General features: G+C 71.9%; 20 protein-coding genes and 1 pseudogene. 12 read left to right on the top strand and 9 right to left on the bottom strand.

All coding sequences use genetic code 11. The features are described 5' to 3' along the window. Positions 1-72: 72 nt before the first annotated feature. The 5 genes and pseudogenes from ACFY29_RS11820 to ACFY29_RS11800 form a co-directional block, all read right to left on the bottom strand. A pseudogene (locus ACFY29_RS11820) lies at positions 73-200 on the bottom strand (IS481 family transposase); the annotation flags it as partial. Further along, positions 197-1,378: a Cmx/CmrA family chloramphenicol efflux MFS transporter gene (locus tag ACFY29_RS11815; RefSeq protein ID WP_386985334.1), complete on the bottom strand. Its 1,182-nt coding sequence runs from the start codon at positions 1,376-1,378 to the stop codon at positions 197-199. The gene ACFY29_RS11815 and the pseudogene ACFY29_RS11820, both read right to left, overlap by 4 nt. 242 nt (positions 1,379-1,620) lie before the next feature. After that, a complete protein-coding gene (locus tag ACFY29_RS11810; RefSeq protein WP_386985332.1) occupies positions 1,621-2,355 on the bottom strand; it encodes a hypothetical protein in 735 nt (244 codons plus the stop codon). A gap of 32 nt (positions 2,356-2,387) precedes the next feature. Further along, positions 2,388-2,795: a CoA-binding protein gene (locus tag ACFY29_RS11805; protein ID WP_328423217.1), complete on the bottom strand. Its 408-nt coding sequence runs from the start codon at positions 2,793-2,795 to the stop codon at positions 2,388-2,390. Positions 2,796-2,821: 26 nt separating this feature from the next. Further along, positions 2,822-3,871 carry an Rv2578c family radical SAM protein gene (locus tag ACFY29_RS11800; RefSeq protein WP_386985330.1) on the bottom strand — a complete coding sequence of 350 codons (1,050 nt, stop codon included), beginning with the start codon at positions 3,869-3,871 and terminating at the stop codon, positions 2,822-2,824. Between the two features lie 93 nt (positions 3,872-3,964). Here ACFY29_RS11800 and ACFY29_RS11795 point away from each other — a divergent pair, with 93 nt between their 5' ends. Next, complete coding sequence (locus tag ACFY29_RS11795; protein WP_386986676.1) at positions 3,965-4,384, top strand: thiol-disulfide oxidoreductase DCC family protein; 420 nt, start codon at positions 3,965-3,967, stop codon at positions 4,382-4,384. Here the strand turns inward: ACFY29_RS11795 and ACFY29_RS11790 are convergent. The 3 genes from ACFY29_RS11790 to trxA all read right to left on the bottom strand — a co-directional run bounded on the left by ACFY29_RS11790 (position 4,348) and on the right by trxA (position 6,255). Further along, entirely contained in the window at positions 4,348-5,301 is a 954-nt protein-coding gene (locus ACFY29_RS11790) for an HTTM domain-containing protein (RefSeq protein WP_355602269.1), read from the bottom strand. The genes ACFY29_RS11795 and ACFY29_RS11790 overlap by 37 nt on opposite strands. Continuing rightward, a complete protein-coding gene (locus ACFY29_RS11785; protein ID WP_355602271.1) occupies positions 5,298-5,738 on the bottom strand; it encodes a hypothetical protein in 441 nt (146 codons plus the stop codon). The genes ACFY29_RS11790 and ACFY29_RS11785 overlap by 4 nt, the downstream gene beginning before the upstream one ends. A 154-nt stretch (positions 5,739-5,892) precedes the next feature. Continuing rightward, positions 5,893-6,255 (bottom strand): thioredoxin, encoded by a 363-nt coding sequence (trxA, locus tag ACFY29_RS11780; RefSeq protein ID WP_124771302.1) that lies wholly within the window; start codon positions 6,253-6,255, stop codon positions 5,893-5,895. 548 nt (positions 6,256-6,803) lie between these two features. Here trxA and ACFY29_RS11775 point away from each other — a divergent pair. The 11 genes from ACFY29_RS11775 (at position 6,804) to ACFY29_RS11725 (ending at position 15,229) form a co-directional block, all read left to right on the top strand. Continuing rightward, positions 6,804-7,319 (top strand): MaoC family dehydratase, encoded by a 516-nt coding sequence (locus tag ACFY29_RS11775; protein WP_145786186.1) that lies wholly within the window; start codon positions 6,804-6,806, stop codon positions 7,317-7,319. Positions 7,320-7,430: 111 nt separating this feature from the next. Then, positions 7,431-7,946, top strand: a complete 516-nt coding sequence (locus tag ACFY29_RS11770) for a hypothetical protein (RefSeq protein WP_328423230.1) — start codon at positions 7,431-7,433, stop codon at positions 7,944-7,946. 52 nt (positions 7,947-7,998) lie between these two features. Further along, the gene (locus ACFY29_RS11765) at positions 7,999-8,622 is read left to right on the top strand and encodes an RNA methyltransferase (protein WP_328426273.1); all 624 of its coding nucleotides are present in this window, start codon (positions 7,999-8,001) and stop codon (positions 8,620-8,622) included. Between the two features lie 10 nt (positions 8,623-8,632). After that, positions 8,633-9,394, top strand: coding sequence for a DUF6758 family protein (locus ACFY29_RS11760; protein WP_386985326.1), 762 nt, complete (start codon positions 8,633-8,635; stop codon positions 9,392-9,394). A 99-nt stretch (positions 9,395-9,493) separates the two neighbouring features. After that, the gene (locus ACFY29_RS11755) at positions 9,494-9,652 is read left to right on the top strand and encodes a hypothetical protein (protein WP_165942702.1); all 159 of its coding nucleotides are present in this window, start codon (positions 9,494-9,496) and stop codon (positions 9,650-9,652) included. A gap of 6 nt (positions 9,653-9,658) precedes the next feature. After that, positions 9,659-10,534: a PH domain-containing protein gene (locus ACFY29_RS11750; RefSeq protein ID WP_328423235.1), complete on the top strand. Its 876-nt coding sequence runs from the start codon at positions 9,659-9,661 to the stop codon at positions 10,532-10,534. Positions 10,535-10,638: 104 nt separating this feature from the next. Continuing rightward, complete coding sequence (locus tag ACFY29_RS11745) at positions 10,639-11,409, top strand: SigE family RNA polymerase sigma factor (protein ID WP_355602588.1); 771 nt, start codon at positions 10,639-10,641, stop codon at positions 11,407-11,409. Positions 11,410-11,465: 56 nt separating this feature from the next. Next, entirely contained in the window at positions 11,466-12,668 is a 1,203-nt protein-coding gene (locus tag ACFY29_RS11740) for a hypothetical protein (RefSeq protein ID WP_386985323.1), read from the top strand. A 67-nt stretch (positions 12,669-12,735) separates the two neighbouring features. After that, positions 12,736-13,608 carry a PHP domain-containing protein gene (locus ACFY29_RS11735; protein WP_386985321.1) on the top strand — a complete coding sequence of 291 codons (873 nt, stop codon included), beginning with the start codon at positions 12,736-12,738 and terminating at the stop codon, positions 13,606-13,608. A 40-nt stretch (positions 13,609-13,648) separates the two neighbouring features. Beyond that, positions 13,649-14,263 (top strand): MarC family protein, encoded by a 615-nt coding sequence (locus tag ACFY29_RS11730; protein ID WP_328423242.1) that lies wholly within the window; start codon positions 13,649-13,651, stop codon positions 14,261-14,263. Positions 14,264-14,401: 138 nt separating this feature from the next. Beyond that, on the top strand, positions 14,402-15,229 hold the full coding sequence (locus tag ACFY29_RS11725) for a RecB family exonuclease (protein ID WP_386986674.1): 828 nt from the start codon (positions 14,402-14,404) through the stop codon (positions 15,227-15,229). A gap of 26 nt (positions 15,230-15,255) precedes the next feature. On the opposite strand, the gene ACFY29_RS11720 is transcribed toward ACFY29_RS11725, so the two are convergent. Beyond that, a complete protein-coding gene (locus ACFY29_RS11720) occupies positions 15,256-16,119 on the bottom strand; it encodes an oxygenase MpaB family protein (protein ID WP_386985319.1) in 864 nt (287 codons plus the stop codon). Positions 16,120-16,141: the final 22 nt, after the last annotated feature.

The following is a 16,141-nucleotide window of genomic DNA, read 5'->3' as shown; positions in this document are numbered from 1 at the left end:
GCGCACCGTCGCCCGCGACCGCCGCGGATGCGACGCCTTGGCGCCCGCAGACTTCGCTCGGGGGGCAGCCTTGACCCACTTGCTGGCACGGGCCCGCGAGATCCCAGCTCGGCGGCAACATGAGCGATTGGGCGAGTTCGGCAGCGCTCGATGAGTCGACGCCGTCCCTCGACACTCAACGGGGCGTCCGCGTGGGTCATCGAATCACCTGGCCGACGCGGGGTGCGATGAATCGCCGGAGGGGCAGGGCGACGAGCAGTGCGACCGTAACCAGGAGGCCGCTGACCCACACCGGGCCGAGGTCGCCGGCATTGGTCCCGAGGGTCGCTGCTGCAACGGCGGGGCCGCTAGCAGCACCGATGTTAAGCGCCGCGGTCGCATACGACCCTCCCATGGTGGGAGCGCCCGCTGCCTCGTAGAGCACTCTGGCGATCAGGGTGCTGCCCAACGCGAACGAAAGCGTGCCCTGCACGAACACGAGGAGCAGAAGCGCCACCGGTTGGGCAGCCAGCGTCGCCAACGCGACCCAGCCGAGCAACAGCAAGGGGCCGCCAACTGCGATCACGATGCCTGGACGCTGATCGGAGAGCCGTCCCGCGAGGGTGACGCCGACGAAGGACCCAGCACCAAAGAGCACCAGCACGACCGAGACCCACAGCTCGCCCAGGCCGGCGGTGTCGGTCACGATCGGTGCCAGGAAGGTGAACGTGGCGAAGGTGGCAGCGTTGGCTAGGGCACCGAGCAGCATGACCAGGACCAGCCGGGGCATCGCGAGCTGGGCGATCTCGTCCCGAAGAGACGAGTCGGCCGGAGTGTCCCGAGGGGTCTTTCCGACACGCGCCGGGATGCCCTTCACGACGCCGAAGGCAGCGGGAAGGCAGAGCAATGCGATCGCCCAGAAGGTTGCCCGCCAGCCAAGCACCGTGCCGAGCACCGCACCGCCGGGAACTCCAGCGATGGTGGCCACCGTCGTACCCGAGAGCAGCACCGCCAGCGCGCGCCCTTTCTGATCAGCTGCGACGAGCGTGGCCGCCGTGCTCAGTGCCACGGCCAGGAAGCCCGCGTTGGCCCCGGCGGCGACGACCCGGGTGACAAGCAGAACCGCAAAGCTCGTCGTGAGGGCGCCGACGACGTGGGCCATGGCGAAGACCAGCACGAAGCCCAGCAGGCTGGCCCGGGCGGGCCACCGGCGCGCGAGCGCCGCCATCAGGGGTGCGCCGACGATCATCCCGACGGCGAACGCCGAGGTCAGAAGCCCGGCGGCCCCGACCGACACGTCGAGGCTTGTGGCGATGTCCGGCACCAGGCCGGCGAGCATGAACTCCGAGGTGCCCATGGCGAAGACCGCCACGGCAAGCAGGTAGAGCGGTAGAGGCATCAAGAGCTCCGAGGTGAGAGAGAACGAGGAGACGTCTCGTCACCGCGGCCAGCGCCCAAGGGTGCGCGAAAGAGCCCATGCAGCGAAGGTTGCTGGGAAGCGAGCTATGAACTCAGTGGTTCAGGGGGCTGACGGCGTGACCGAAAGCCCCCACCTTGGATGCCTCAGGGCTCGACATGGCGCGAACATTACTCAGACCCACCGGTCATTACGCAACCGAGTTCCGCCCGAGGCGCCTGTCGTCAACCCGGTGCCCCGCAACACCTAGCGCCAGCCGGCTCCCTGGCCAACTCCTGCGGCCGGAACCGGTACTCCTCGATCGCGGCGATCAACCGGTCCTCCGGCACCGCCGTGTCCCGGCCACCAACGACCGGGGCGGGCTGCAGTGATCGCCGGACCGTCAGCCGCAGCCGTACGCCGTTCAGCCGTCCGTCGCGCCGGTGCGGGGTGACCCGGTCGATGTTCGCCCAGTCCAGGACCTGGCGGCCGTGCCGGATCGCGCTGGCGGTCAGCGCCAGCCGACCGGTGAACCACACCTGCTCGTAGGCCGTCCGACCGAGCCACCCCGCGACCCCGACGGCGAGCACCGGTCGGGCGACCTCGACCCACCAGCCGTGCTGGGGCAGTGTGGCGAGCAGGCCCGCCCCGATCACGATCAGCAGGACCGTCTCCGACGCCAGGTCGACCCAGCCGGCGAGCGACCGGTGTGCCACCAGGCCGGGTTCGACCGTGTCCAGGCCTGTGACCCGCTCCCGCCAGTGCAACTGGCCGTTTCGCCGTGGCCACCACCGTTGCGCGAGCAGCCGGGCGCCGAAGGCCAGCCAGACGACCCAGCTCACGCCGGAGAGTGGGGGCACCCGGAACAGGCCGGCGGCGACCACCGCCGCCACCAACACCGCGACGGTCAGGGCCAGCAGCCGGCGTGGCCAGACTCCGTCCCGCAGCGATGGCAGGCGACCCGACCGCGGCAGAGACATGGCCGCAGAGTACGTCCGCCGTCCGGGAGCCGTCAGGGGAGGCGGGTCAGACCGGCGGCGGCGCGTTCGACGATGAGGCAGCGGTCCTCGACGTAGTCCATTCCGGCCTCCTCGGCGATCCGCCGCGCCTCGGCCGAGACGATGCCCAGCTGCAACCAGACCGCCGGAGCGCCGATCGCCGCCGCGTCCCGAACCACCTGCACGGCGTCGGCCGCTGGCCGGAACACGTCCACCAGGTCGACCGGGTGCGGGATGTCGGCGAGGGTCGGGTACGCCCGCTCCCCGAAGAGTTCGTCGACCGTCGGGTTGACCGGGATGATCCGCCACCCGTACTGCTGCATCTGCAACGGCACGCCGTGCGCGGCCTTCAACGGGTCGCGGGACGCGCCCACGACGGCGATCACGGCGGAGTCGGCGAGGATCTGCTGAGCGGTACGCACCCGCCGACTGTAGCGCCGTCCTCGGGCTAGAGCAGGGTCAGTTGCTCGGCGGCGGCCGGCGGTGGGGGTGGCTCGGGCAGGTGGCGGTTGTCGCCCTGCTCACCACGGTGCAGCCCGTGCCGGCGGGCCGCGATCCGCACCCGAGCGGTCAGCTCCCGCTGGTACGCCTGCGGGGCGTAGGAGCCGGCCCGGTAGAGCTCGCGGTAGCGGGGCACGAGGTGTGGGTACTCCCGGGCCAGCCAGTGCGCATACCACTCCCGTGCGCCAGGACGCAGGTGCAGGGCCAGGGGGGTCACGCTGGTCGCCCCGGCGGCGGCGATCGCCAACACGGTGGCGTCGATCGACTCGTCGCTGTCGCTCAGCCCCGGCAGGATCGGGGCCATCAGCACCCCGACGGAGAAGCCGGCATCGGCGAGCGCCCGGACCGCGTCCAGCCGCCGACGCGGGTGCGGCGTGCCCGGCTCGACGGAGCGCCAGAGTTGCTCGTCGACGAAGCCCACCGAGTAGGAGATGCCGACCGTGGTCACCTCGGCGGCCTCGCGCAGCAGGGGCAGGTCCCGCAGGATCAGCGTGCCCTTGGTCAGGATCGAGAACGGGTTGGCGAAGTCCCGCAGAGCCGCGATGATCTGCGGCATCAGCCGGTAGCGCCCCTCGGCCCGCTGGTAGCAGTCCACGTTGGTGCCCATCGCCACGTGCGCGCCCCGCCATTTCGGCGCGGCCAGCTCCCGCCGGACCAGCTCACCGGCGTTGACCTTGACGATCACCTTCCGGTCGAAGTCCGCTCCGGCGTCCAGGTCGAGGTAGGTGTGCGTATTTCTCGCGAAGCAGTACACACATGCATGGGAGCAGCCCCGGTACGGGTTGATTGTCCACTCGAACGGGACGCGGGACTGCCCGGGCACCCGGTTGATGATGGATTTGGCCCGCACCTCGTAGAAGGTCATCCCGGCGAACTCCGGGGTGTCGAAGGTGCGGGCGACGGCGCCGGGCAGCGCCAGCGGCAGGGGTGGCGTCGCTGGCGCTGCCCGCTCGGGGTCTCCCTCAACCGGGGGAGCGGTGAGGTTGTCCCAGCGCATGGCCACTATTCGAACACGTGTACGAGTGAAGCGCAAGTGACCCGCCAGACACCGATGCCCGGTCGGGCGGTCGAGGAGGGGAGGATGGACACCATGAAGACGTCGACCTTCGCCTACGACGGGGACTGCGCGTTCTGCACCCGGTGCGCGGAGTTCATCGAACGCCGGATCCCCACCGACGCGCGGGTGGTGCCGTGGCAGTTCGCCGACCTGGACGCGCTCGGTCTCACCGCCGCCGAGTGCGAGGAGGCCGTGCAGTGGGTCGGCGCGGACGGCTCACGCGCCGCCGGCCCGGACGCCATCGGAAAGCTGCTCGCCGCGAGTGGTCCGGTGTGGCGGGTCGCCGGGGCCGGCCTGCGGTTCCCACCGGCGCGTGCCGTGGCCTGGCCGGTGTACCGCTGGGTGGCGCGCAACCGGCACCGGCTGCCCGGCGGCACGGCGGCCTGCGCCCTGCCGCAGGAGGCGCGGGAGCGGCTCTACGGCCCTGCTGGTCGCCCGACCACCGGGGGCTGACCGCCGAGCGGCACCGACTCCGTGCCGGCGCCCACCGGGTCCGGTTCCGCGCCGGGCTCCGGTGGGTCGTCGACCGCGCCGCTCGCCGGCGCGGGGCGGCCGGCGAGCCGGCGAGCCCAGACCAGCGGGCGGACCCGTTCCAGGGGCAGGAAGCTGGTCATCGCGGCCAGGTGCGGGGCGAACGAGATGGTGATGGTCGCGATGGTGACCGCATGGAACGAGTAGAAGAAGCCGACCATGGCCACTCGCCAGCGGGCCGACAGCAGGAAGATCACTGGGCTGAACAGCTCGAAGGCCACGATGCCGAACTGGGCGACGATCAGCAGGTACGGCACCTGGGCGATCAGGTCCGCCAGGTCGGTGCCGCGCCGAATGATGGCCCGGGCCAGCACTGAGCCGGTCAGCCAGTCCAGCCCGCCGAAGCGCAGCTTGGCCCAGGCGGCCAGGAAGTACGTGCAGATCACCGCGATCTGGGTGACCCGCAGCGCCCAGCCGCCGGCCTCGGTGCGGGTGGTGTCGCCGTGCCGGGCCCGGCCGGCGGTGGGCAGCACGGCCAGCGCGACGAGCAGCCCGAACCGGTCGTGGTCGACCTTTCCGTAGCTCATCGCGATGATCATCCACTCCAGATACAGCGCGCAGACCGACCAGCCGAGCAGCCGGGGCGCCCGTCCGGTCGCGGCGAGCAGGGCGAGCAGCAGCAGCGCCCAGAAGATCACCGCCACCAGTGCCGGGGTCGGCGTGGGCAGCGGGAGCATCCGGCCGACCAGCAGTGGCTGGTACAGCTCGCCGGGCACGCTGACCCGGGTGCGCACCCAGGGAGTGAAGATCACCAGGTCGGCGGCGACGAAGAGGTAGATCAGGGTGCGGAAGGCGGCCACCCGGCCTCGCGGCACCGCCTCGGTCAGCCAGCGGGTCATCGGGGCGCCTGCCAACGGACGATGGTCTCGTCGGTGTGCTTGCCGGTCGGGCGGCCGGCGCGGATGCCGTGCCAGCGGATGACGATGCGGACCTCGACCAGGGTGGCGGCGTCCGGGTGGCGTTCGGCGTACGCGTCGGCGACCTCGGCGAGCAGCGCCGGCTCGGCGGCGTACCGGTCCTGCTGACCCTCGATCTCGGCTCGGCGGATGCCGGTCGCCTCCTGGCCGAGGTCGATCACGGCGCCGGTGCTGCTCACCCCCTCCACCCGGGTGTCCGGGGCGGGTGCGTTCGGCGGGTTGGAGGTGGAGTACATCCGGAACGGGCCGAACGGGAAGTCGTCATCGCTGCCCCACAGGGTGCCGACGAGCAGCAGGACGGCACCGAGTGCGGTCGCGCCCAGCCGGGTCACGCGCCCGCGGGTGGTCAAGTTCTCCATCAGGTCGTGACGATACGGGATCTACCGGCCGCGTTGATTCCCTCCGTCGGTCAGTTCCCGCTGCCCGGGTCGGCGACCAGCCGGGCGCGCGTCCGGGTACGACGAAGGCCGGGCCCGTACGGGGCCCGGCCTCGCGTGCCGTCGCGGGGACGGCTCAGTGCTTGTGCTCGGCCAGCTGCTTGCGGACGTCGTCCATGTCCAGCGCCTCGACCTGCTCGATCAGGTTCTCCAGCGCGGACTCGGGGAGAGCTCCCGGCTGGGCGAAGACGATGACGCCGTCGCGGATCGCCATGATCGTCGGGATCGAGCGGATGTCGAACTTGGCGCCCAGCTCCTGCTGCGCCTCGGTGTCGACCTTGCCGAAGACGATGTTCTGGTGCTTCTCCGAGGAGCGCTCGTAGACCGGGGCGAACCGCTTGCACGGACCACACCAGTCGGCCCAGAAGTCGACCAGGACGATGCCGTCGTTGCCGGTCACCTCGTCGAAGTTCGTCGAGGTCAGCTCAACGGTTGCCATTGCACTCTCCGATCACCGCGGTTTATCTACGTCCCGTAGAACCAGGGCTGACCGTATCGAATTCCCGGGCGGTCGGGCACGAAACGTGCTCCGGGCTGCCTGGGGGCACCGAGGGTTATCGACTGACGTCTGTCCGTCCCGACGTGCGGAACGCAAGTGCACGACGCACTTGCGTGACCTGCCGTGATGGGAGCGTTTCCAAAGAGATCCACTAGATCGAGCGCTACGAATCGGTAACTTGCCCCTTGACAAGGAGGTATCCGGCCTGCAGAGATCGCTGATCAACCCATCCTCGACCACGGAGAGTAGTGTTACAAAAGGGTAAATGTGACTCCCGTCTCTGTCGAACCTACGGTGCCGTAGGGCAGAATTCTCCGCATCAGAGCGTGGGCGGCGGGTGCCGGGGAGGGCCCCGCCGCTCATTGCGTCTCCCCCCGTTCGAGTGACCGGTGTGACATTTCCGCCGGGGTCGCGCCCCACGGGTCGCCTTAACCACCGGTAAGGCATGCTGTGCCGAACTCCATCGCCGCCCGTCGAAGGGGAACAGGATGCAGTTCGGCCGTTACTACGAGGAGTTCGAGGTCGGAGCGGTCTACCGGCACTGGCCGGGCAAGACCGTCACCGAGTACGACGACCACCTCTTCTGCCTGCTCACCATGAACCACCACCCGCTGCACATGGACGCGCACTACGCCGAGACGGCCAGCCAGTTCAAGCGCAACGTCGTGGTCGGCAACTACATCTACTCGCTGCTGCTCGGCATGTCGGTGCCGGATGTCAGCGGCAAGGCGATCGCCAACCTGGAGGTCGAGTCGCTGCGACACGTGGCGCCCACCTTCCACGGCGACACCATCTACGGCGAGACCACCGTGCTGGACAAGCGCGAGTCCGGCTCCAAGCCCGACCGGGGCGTGGTGTCGGTGGAGACCCGCGGCTACAACCAGGACGGCACCATGGTCTGCGTCTTCCGCCGCAAGGTCATGGTCCCCAAGCGGGAGTACGCGGCCAGCGCCGTCCCCGACGGAGTGGACCCGGAGCGACCCAGCTTCCCCGAACCGCGCTGAGCACCGCGGCGGATCGACTTCCGCCGACCCGGGCTCCTTCCCCGCATCAGGTTCTGCCGGGGAAGGGGCCCTTTTCCCGTTTCGGGGCATATGCTGACGCCGGAGGTTCCGATGAGCCACTCCGTCGCCGGAGAGCCGCCCTCTGCCGGCCGCCGAGCCGCACCCTTGACGACCGCTGTCTACTCCGCCGCCGAGTGGGAACTGCTCACCAGCCTGCCCGGTCAGGTCCTCGTGGCCGCCGCCGCGCCCGGTCCCGGCCGTCCGGAACGGGGGGTCATGGCGGGCCTGGCCGGCCTGGATGCCGTGGCCGCCGGCCGGGCGTTCGACAGCGACCTGGTCCGCGCGGTGGTCGCCGCCATCTACGCCCGCCACGACGGCACCCCGGCGCCTGTCGAGCGGCTCACCGACCTCGTGGACCTGCTGGCGGCCTGTCGGGCGGCGGTCCGGGTCCTGCACCGGCGCGCCGACCCCGCCGACTCCGCCGCGTACCGCCAGTGGGTGCAGTCGGTCGCGGCCCGGGTCTGCCGGGTGGTGCCCGGCCCCCGCGAGCATCCGGCGGGCCAGCCGGCCAGCCCGGCCGACCGGCGCTTCCTGGACCGGCTCGGTGGCGCGCTGGGGCTGGGCTGAACCGGCAGCCCGGCGTGGCGCGCGCCGACCGTGTCCGTACCCTCTGATGACCGTGACCGACGACCAGTTCGAGGTGGGCGTGGGCCCCTGGCCGGGGGACCCGCCGGACGACCCGCGCTACGACCCGCAGTTGCTGGCCGAGGGGGACCGGCGCAACGTGGTCGACCGCTACCGCTACTGGCGGCACGAGGCGATCGTCGCGGACCTCGACCTGCACCGGCACGGCTTTCACGTCGCCATCGAGAACTGGCAGCACGATTTCAACATCGGCACGGTGGTCCGCAACGCGAACGCGTTCCTCGCCGCCGAGGTGCACATCGTCGGACGGCGTCGGTGGAACCGGCGCGGCGCCATGGTGACCGATCGCTACCAGCACGTCCGGCACCACGAGACGATCGAGGAGTTCGTCGGCTGGGCGGCCGAGCGAGGGCTGCCGGTGTTCGGTATCGACAACCTGCCCGGCTCGCGCCCGCTGGAGACCGGCACCCTGCCGCGGGACTGCGTGCTGCTGTTCGGCCAGGAGGGGCCCGGTCTCTCCGAACCGGCGCGCGCCGCCTGCGCCCAGCTTTACTCCATCGCCCAGTACGGCTCCACGCGGTCGATCAACGCGGGCGTGGCCAGCGGCATCGCCATGCACGCCTGGATCCGTACCCACGCCGGCCCGCCGCCGGACTGACCCCCGCTCGGTGCCGAATCGGACGGTCCGGCTTGACGTGCCGGTGGTCCGGGGTGACGGTGGGGATGTGAGTGTCGCGGTGAGTTGTCCGAGATGCGGGGGCCCAGTGCGGGCGCCGGATCTGATGCACACCGAATCGAGGTGCCTGCGCTGCGGCCCGGTGCCGCCGCTGCACGTGCCCGAGCACATCGGAGCGGAGATCGTGGCGAGCGTGGTGGACCGGATCACCGCGACCGCGGGTCCACCCGGTACCCCGCTGTGGTGCCCGTGGCCACTACCGCTCGGCTGGACCCTGACCGGTGTGGCGTACGCCGGGGACGACCGGACGGGAGTGCGGGCGACTGCGGTGGCCTGCGCCGGCCCGGCGCCGCTCGGTGGTGGCCCGGCGGACCTGGTTTTCGTGGCCGAGGAGCCGGGCGTGGGCCTGGGCACCAGGCTGGCCGGCCTGGCCGGTCCGGACCCCGGGCCGGAGTTGGTCGACGCGCTGGCCGACCCCGGGCCAGGTCACCCCGAGCACGTCGGGCAGGCGCGGATCCGGGTCGGCGGGCATCCAACTCCACTGTGGCTGGTGAATTCGCCGACGGATCGAAGCGCGTACGCCGGCGAGGCTCGGGGAATGTGGCTGCATGCGATAGCCTGGCCGGCGAGTGCGGGTCACCTACTCGCGGAAGATGTCGTGCTGCACGACCTGACCGAGTGGACTCCGCCCGAACTCGTGTACGGCGCACCGTCCCCGTACCTGCCCGGGAGGCCTGACATCCTTCCGGATTGACGGAGAACGGTCGCAGATATTCACTGTACGACACCACACTGATACTCTGGGTGCCGCTGCGGTAATGGGACCCGGCGCCGCGCGAGAGGATGGCCCGCCATGGTCAAGAAGGTCCTCACCTGGGCCGGAATCGCATTCTTGATCTTCTTCGTCGCCTACCGGCCAAACTCGGCGGCGGATGTGTTCAAGTCGCTCGGCGGCGGGATCGTCGACATCGCCCAGGGGTTCGGCGACTTCTTCACCAGCCTCGTCGCCTAACCGTCGATGGGCAGCCCCTCCGGTCCACCCTTCGACCCGGACGACCCCGATCGGGCCCGCCGGGAGCGCGACACCGAGCCGATTCCGCGGATCGGGCCAGATGACGGCCCGGGCTACGGTGCCGGGCCCGGCCTGTCCGACGGTCCGTCCCTATCGGACGACGTCGGCTACGGCGATGGGCCCGGCTATGCCGGCGAGGGTCGTTCCGGTCGCGCCTGGATCCGTGATCCAGAGGCCGGCTACCAGCCGCCGCAGATCTCCGAGGACGAGCTGGCCGGGTTGCGCGCCGACGCGACCGGCTCGACTCCCCGGCGAGTGCTGCCACTGGAGGACGAGCCCAGCTCCCTGGTCGCCCGCTACCTCTTCCCCACCGAGCGCTACCGGGGTGAGTGGAAGCGGCACTGGATCCACCTCACCACCCCGCTGTTGATCGGCATCGCGGCGACCTTCGTGCTCGGTTACCTCTCCGGCTTCCTCGCCGGGCAGAACGTGGGCGCGCTGACCACCATCGCCGTGCTGCTCTGGTTCGCGGTGATGGGTTGGGTGGCCTGGAAGGTCGCCGACTGGTGGTATGACCGGTTCATTCTGACCAACAAGCGGGTCATGGTGGTCAACGGCATCATCACCCGCCGGGTCGCCATGATGCCGCTGGTCCGGGTCACCGACATGAAGTACGAGCAGACGCCGAGCGGCCGGGCACTCAACTACGGCACCTTCGTGCTGGAGTCCGCCGGCCAGGAGCAGGCGCTGCGCGAGATCAAGAACCTGCCCAACCCGAACGAGCTCTACCTGCGAGTGGTCGAGGAGATGTACGAGCCGCAGGCGGTCGAGGCCCGGCTGGGCAAGGAGGCCGACGAGGCCAAGGCCGACGACGGGGCGTGAAGGTTTTCGTCCGAACATCGGAGCAAGTGCGCACCTTTCGTCATGGACCGGAGCGCCTCTGACGTGGCACTCTGCCAGGACGGCTGGGGCGCGGAGGTGCGATGGTGGCGAGCAGGGACCCGTTGGAGGAGGAGTTTCGCGACTTCGTCGCGGCTCGCTCTGCCGCCCTGCTGCGCACCGCGTATCTGCTCACCGGCGACTGGGCCACGGCCGAAGACCTGCTCCAGACGGCACTGACCAAGACCTACCTGGCGTGGAAGCGGCTCGGCGGGATCGAGGCCGTCGAGCCGTACGCGCGCCGCGTGATGGTCAATACATCGACGAGTTGGTGGCGGCGGCGCTGGCACGGTGAGCGCCCCACCGAGGTGCTGCCCGAGCGGGCCGGCGTCGACGAGATCGAACAGCAACTGGATCGTGACCTTCTCTGGCGGCACCTCAGAGAGCTGCCCAACCGGCAGCGGGCGGTGCTGGTGCTGCGCTACTACGAGGACATGTCGGAGGCGCAGACCGCCGCGATGCTGGACATCTCCCCGGGCACGGTGAAGAGCCAGGCCTCCCGGGCGCTGTCCACGCTGCGCCGGCGAATGGGAGCCGACGCGCCGGACCTGGTCGGCGGGTCCGCCACCGAGCGCCGGACGGCCGCCGGCACCGACCGGGCCGGCGGCGCGGGCGCCCCGACCGGGCCAGCCCCCGCCACCGGAGCCGCCGCGGCCAGGCAGCCCCGGACGGCGTCCGGCCGAGCCGCGCCTCGTCCGGCCACGCCCCGCGCGGCCGTGCCCCGTCCGGCCGTGCCCCGCCAAGCCGAAGTGCCGGTCGAGATGCCCGCAGCCCCGGCGGCCGTGCCCGTCGGCACGGGCTCCGGTGAGCAGCGGTGAACGCAATCCCGGGCCGGTCCGACAACCTGACGGGCCACCCGCCGCGTCCTTACCACGTGCGACGTGACGAGCTGGAAGGGGCGGTGCGGGAGACCCTCTCGCACCAGGTCGCCGTCGCCCGCCCACTGAGCGCCGACCCGGCCGGTCAGGCCATCCGCCGAGCGAAGCGGATCCGGCGCCGGCGTACCGGTGCCGGCCTCGCCCTCGCGGCAGTCGCCACCGTGCTGGTCAGCACCGGCATGGCGCAACTCGTCGACGACCCTGGCCGACAAGGCACACCCATCGTCGTGATCGGTGACCCGAACCCGTCGGGCCGGCCGATTCCCTCGGCCACGGCTTCCGTCGCCGCGCCCGCACCCGGGACGTCCGTCGACGTGCTCGCCGGCGCGACGCTGATCAGCGTGAGCGGCGGGCGCCTGGAACTGCCCGGCGTCGGCCCGGCGGAGCGCGCCCACCTGCTGCCCAGCGGCGGTGGTTGGTTGGTGGTCGGCGCGCCGACCACCGCCGGCCGCTCCCTCTGGGTGGCGCAGCGCGACGGGTTGGTGCAGGTGCTGCTGGCCGGCGCGGGCTCGATCGTCGTGGCACCCGACGGTCGCCAGGTCGCCTGGCGCGACGGCACCGGCCTGCTGGTGGCGGGGGTGGTGGGCACCCAGCTCATCGGGCCGGTGCGCACGCCCATGCCGACCAACGCGGAGCCGGTCCGATTCGTCGGCGACAGCGTGCTGGTGCGGCTCAACCCGGACGATGCGGGTCACATCCTGTGGCGGCCGGGCGTCGGACAGCTCACCGCGGGCACCGACCGGAGCACGCTGAACGTCTACGGCGCGCTGCCCGACGGACGGCTGGTCGGTCAGGTGTCCACGGGCGACCCGGCCAGGACCTGCCTGGCGATGCTCGACCCGAAGCGTGGCCTGAAGCCGGTGCTCACCGGCTGTGGCCCGGAGCTGAGCCCGGACGGAGCTGGTGGAATCTCGGCCGACGGTCGATGGCTGTTGGTGAACGGGTCGGTCGGCAAGGCCAGCGGGTCCCTGCTGGTCGACCTGCAACGGCTCGGGCCGGACGTGACCGCCGTACCAGCAGGCCCGCCGGTTACCGGCGAGATCGCCTGGACGACCGCCTCGGACGCCACCTACGTCGACGGCGCCGGCAACGTGGTCCGGGTCAACGTTGACCGGGTGCGGTCCGGCAAGCTGGCCGACCCGACCCCGGTGCCCGGCGTGCAGCCGGGGGATCGGCCGGTCCTGGTGACCGGCTCCTGACCTCCACCGGTCGCGCTCGGGTGGACCTCGGCGCGCCCGGCTCGGCGGTCCTCGATAGCGTCGAGCGGTGACCTCGCGTACCGGCCCGTCCCCGCGGATCGACCTGCACGCCCACTCGACGGCCAGCGATGGCACGCTGAGCCCGGCCGAACTGGTCCGTGCGGCCGCGCACGCCGGGCTGGACGTGCTGGCGATCACCGACCACGACACCACCGCCGGCTGGGCTCCGGCCGTGCGGGCGCTGCCACCCGGGCTGCGCCTGATCCGGGGTGCGGAGCTGTCCTGTCGCTGGTCCGGCGTGCAGCCGGCGGTGCCGTTGCACCTGCTGGCGTACCTGTTCGACCCGGACCACCCGGAGTTGGTCGCCGAGCTGGCCCGGGTGCGGGTCGCCCGCGAGGAGCGGGGCGAACGGATCGTCACGCTGCTGCGCGCCGACGGCATCGACGTGAGCTGGGCGGACATCCTGGCCGGCGCGGGCGGCGGCACGGTGGGTCGGCCGCACATCGCGCAGGCGCTGATCCGGGCCGGCCTGGTCGGCAACACCCGCGAGGCGTTCGGCCCGGACTGGCTGGGCGAGCGGTACCGGCTGCCCAAGGAGGACATCGACGTGTTCCGGGCGATTCGGCTGGTCCGGGAGGCCGGCGGCGTGCCGGTCTTCGCCCATCCGCGGGCCACCCGACGCGGCCGGGTGGTGCCCGACGAGCTGATCGCCGAGCTGGCCGCCGCCGGGCTGGCCGGCCTGGAGGCCGACCACGAGGACCACAGCCCGGCCGAGCAGGCGCACGTACGGGGGCTCGCCGCCGAGCTGGGCCTGCTGGTCACCGGCTCCTCGGACTTCCACGGCACCCACAAGACCGTCCAGCTCGGCGCGTTCACCACCAGCGTCGAGGCGTACGAGCGGATCGTCGCCGCCGGGGTGACCGAGGTCGCTTCGGGCTGATCCCGGTTTGGGCCGACAGTGGCGCGGCTAGGTTGATCACGTGGATCTGAAGCTGTTCGGCGAGGTTTTCGTGACCCTGCTGGTGATCACCGACCCGCCGGGCATGATGCCGATCTTCCTTGCGCTGACCGGCCCGCTGACGGCCCGGGACCGCAACCGGGCAGCCTGGCAGGCGGTCGCGCTGGCGCTCGGCGTGATCGTGGTCTTCGCGGTGGCCGGGCAGACCCTGCTCGACTACCTGCACGTGGACCTGCCTGCCCTGCAGGCGGCAGGTGGGCTGCTGCTCATTCTGGTCGCCCTGGAACTGTTGACCGGCAAGACCGACGACCCCAGTCAGCAGGCCACCTCGAACATCGCGCTGGTGCCGCTGGGCACCCCGCTGCTGGCCGGCCCCGGCGCCATCGTCGCGACCATGCTCTTCGTCCAGCAGGCCGACGGGCTGGGCGACTTCACCGCCATCGCCGCGGCGATCCTCGCCGTGATGGTCGCGGTGTGGATCGTGCTGCGCTTCTCCGGTGGCATCGTGAAGATCCTGCGCCCCGGCGGGATCGAAGTGCTGACCCGGATCGCCGGCCTGTTGCTGGCCGCGATCGCCGTGCAGCTCATCGCCGACGCGGTGGCCGCCTTCGTCACGCAGTACATGAACATGACCTGACCCGGGACACTCGCGATGTCGGGGGTGGATGGCAGGATCGCAGGCGTGCGAAGAGCCTCTTCAGCCGGACGACCCGCCGCTGGCGGCCGGGCCCCTCAGCAGCGCGCCGGCGGCGCCGAGCAGCTCGGCTTCGAGGGCATGCCGGAGCGGCTCTTCGTCTGCACTCCGAGCAAGCTCGGCGCGTACGCGGACTGCCCGCGCCGCTACCGCTACTCCTACGTCGACCGGCCGGCCCCGCCCAAGGGCCCGCCGTGGGCGCACAACTCGCTCGGCGCCAGCGTGCACACCGCCCTGAAAAACTGGTATGCGCTGCCCGCCGACCGGCGCCGCCCCGAGGCGCTGGCCGCCCTGCTCAAGGGCACCTGGGTCCGCGAGGGCTACCGCGACGACGAGCAGGAGCGGGCCGCCTACCGGCGGGCGTTGGGCTGGCTGGAGGCGTACGTCGAGACGCTGGAGCCGGAGGCCGACCCGCTCGGCGTGGAGCGGGTGGTGGCGGTCAAGACCGCGGTGCTGGCCTTCAACGGTCGAGCCGACCGCATCGACTCCCGCCCCGGGCCGGACGGCCAGGAGCTGGTCATCGTCGACTACAAGACCGGCCGGACCGGGCTCGACACGGACGACGCCCGGGGCTCGCAGGCGCTGGCGCTCTACGCGTACGCGGCCGAGCGGGTGTTCCGCCGGCCGTGCCGTCGGGTGGAGTTGCACCACCTGCCGACCGGCGCCGTCGCCGCCCATGACCACACCGTCGAGTCGCTGGCCCGGCAGTTGACGCGGGCCGAGGAGACGGCGCGCGACATCATGGTGGCCGAGCGGACGGTCGCCGACGGCGGCGACCCGGATGAGGCGTTCCCGGTGGCGCCCGGCTCCCGTTGTGGCTGGTGCGACTTCCGGCGTCACTGCCCGACGGGGGCGCAGACGCCGGGCAAGGAGCCGTGGGCGGCCATGGACCGGTCCGCCGACGGCTGACCCCCGGCCGGCGGGGGTCGGTTGGGTCAGCCGGCCAGCGGGGTGGCGGTGAGCCGTTCCGCCCGCTGCTTCGCGGCCTGTAACAACGGTCCCTCGATGTAGCGGCGGGGCACCGCGCCGAGCGCCAGCCGCAGGGCGCGCACGGTCAGGTCCGCCGTCAGGGCGGTGGTGGGCAGTCCGAGCCCGCCGTACATCCGGTGGGCCCAGGCCGGCAGCAGCGCGAGCGCGGTCCCGGCGATCCCCAGGTACGCCCAGCGTGGTGGCCCGAGGGTGAGCCCCAGCCGGGCCGGCAGGCTGAGCTTCCACGGCAGCGGCGGGGCGGTGAGGAAGAGCGCGGTCTCCGCGGCCTCCCGGGTCATCCGCAGCTCCGGCCGCACGGCGCGGTAGTACGCCGCCACCTCGGCGGCGGTGCCCGGGACGCTGGTCGGGTCCAGGCCGACCAGCGCGGCGGAGCGGCGTTGCTCGGTGTAGTAGCCGTCGACCTCATCGTCGGTGAGCGGCAGGCCGGCCCGGCGGGCCGTGCTGAGGAACGACTCGACCTCGGTGACGTGCACCCAGCGCAGCAGGTCCGGATCGTCGATCCGGAACTCGTCGCCGGTGAGCGGGTCGGTGGCCCGCATCCGGCCGTGCAGCCGGCGCAGCCGCGCTCCGGCTGCCTCCGCCTCGGCGGTGGTGCCGTAGACGGTGGTCGCCACGTAGGTGGCGGTGCGGACCAGGCGGCCCCAGGCGTCGGTGCGGTAGTTGCTGTTCTGCGCGACCCCGGCCATCGCCAGCGGGTGCAACGCCTGGAGGTAGAGCGAGCGCAGGCCGGCGACGATCAGGATCGGCTCCTCGTGCACCTTCCACGTGACCGAACCCGGACCGAAGAGACCGAGGTCATCGGAGTCCACCGCCCAAGAGTGCCACGGGCGG

Source organism: Micromonospora sp. NPDC000668 (assembly GCF_042897975.1).
Taxonomy (GTDB): Bacteria; Actinomycetota; Actinomycetes; order Mycobacteriales; family Micromonosporaceae; genus Micromonospora.
Note: the sequence above shows the minus strand (reverse complement) of the source record. Positions and strands in the feature narration are given on the sequence as shown.

Coding starts and splice junctions, on each gene's coding strand:
- ACFY29_RS11815 (WP_386985334.1), bottom strand. CDS start 1,378: ATGCCTCTACCGCTCTACCTGCTTGCCGTGGCGGTCTTCGCCATGGGC.
- ACFY29_RS11810 (WP_386985332.1), bottom strand. CDS start 2,355: ATGTCTCTGCCGCGGTCGGGTCGCCTGCCATCGCTGCGGGACGGAGTC.
- ACFY29_RS11800 (WP_386985330.1), bottom strand. CDS start 3,871: ATGCGCTGGGACAACCTCACCGCTCCCCCGGTTGAGGGAGACCCCGAG.
- ACFY29_RS11795 (WP_386986676.1), top strand. CDS start 3,965: ATGAAGACGTCGACCTTCGCCTACGACGGGGACTGCGCGTTCTGCACC.
- ACFY29_RS11790 (WP_355602269.1), bottom strand. CDS start 5,301: ATGACCCGCTGGCTGACCGAGGCGGTGCCGCGAGGCCGGGTGGCCGCC.
- ACFY29_RS11785 (WP_355602271.1), bottom strand. CDS start 5,738: ATGGAGAACTTGACCACCCGCGGGCGCGTGACCCGGCTGGGCGCGACC.
- trxA (WP_124771302.1), bottom strand. CDS start 6,255: ATGGCAACCGTTGAGCTGACCTCGACGAACTTCGACGAGGTGACCGGC.
- ACFY29_RS11775 (WP_145786186.1), top strand. CDS start 6,804: ATGCAGTTCGGCCGTTACTACGAGGAGTTCGAGGTCGGAGCGGTCTAC.
- ACFY29_RS11770 (WP_328423230.1), top strand. CDS start 7,431: ATGAGCCACTCCGTCGCCGGAGAGCCGCCCTCTGCCGGCCGCCGAGCC.
- ACFY29_RS11755 (WP_165942702.1), top strand. CDS start 9,494: ATGGTCAAGAAGGTCCTCACCTGGGCCGGAATCGCATTCTTGATCTTC.
- ACFY29_RS11750 (WP_328423235.1), top strand. CDS start 9,659: ATGGGCAGCCCCTCCGGTCCACCCTTCGACCCGGACGACCCCGATCGG.
- ACFY29_RS11725 (WP_386986674.1), top strand. CDS start 14,402: ATGCCGGAGCGGCTCTTCGTCTGCACTCCGAGCAAGCTCGGCGCGTAC.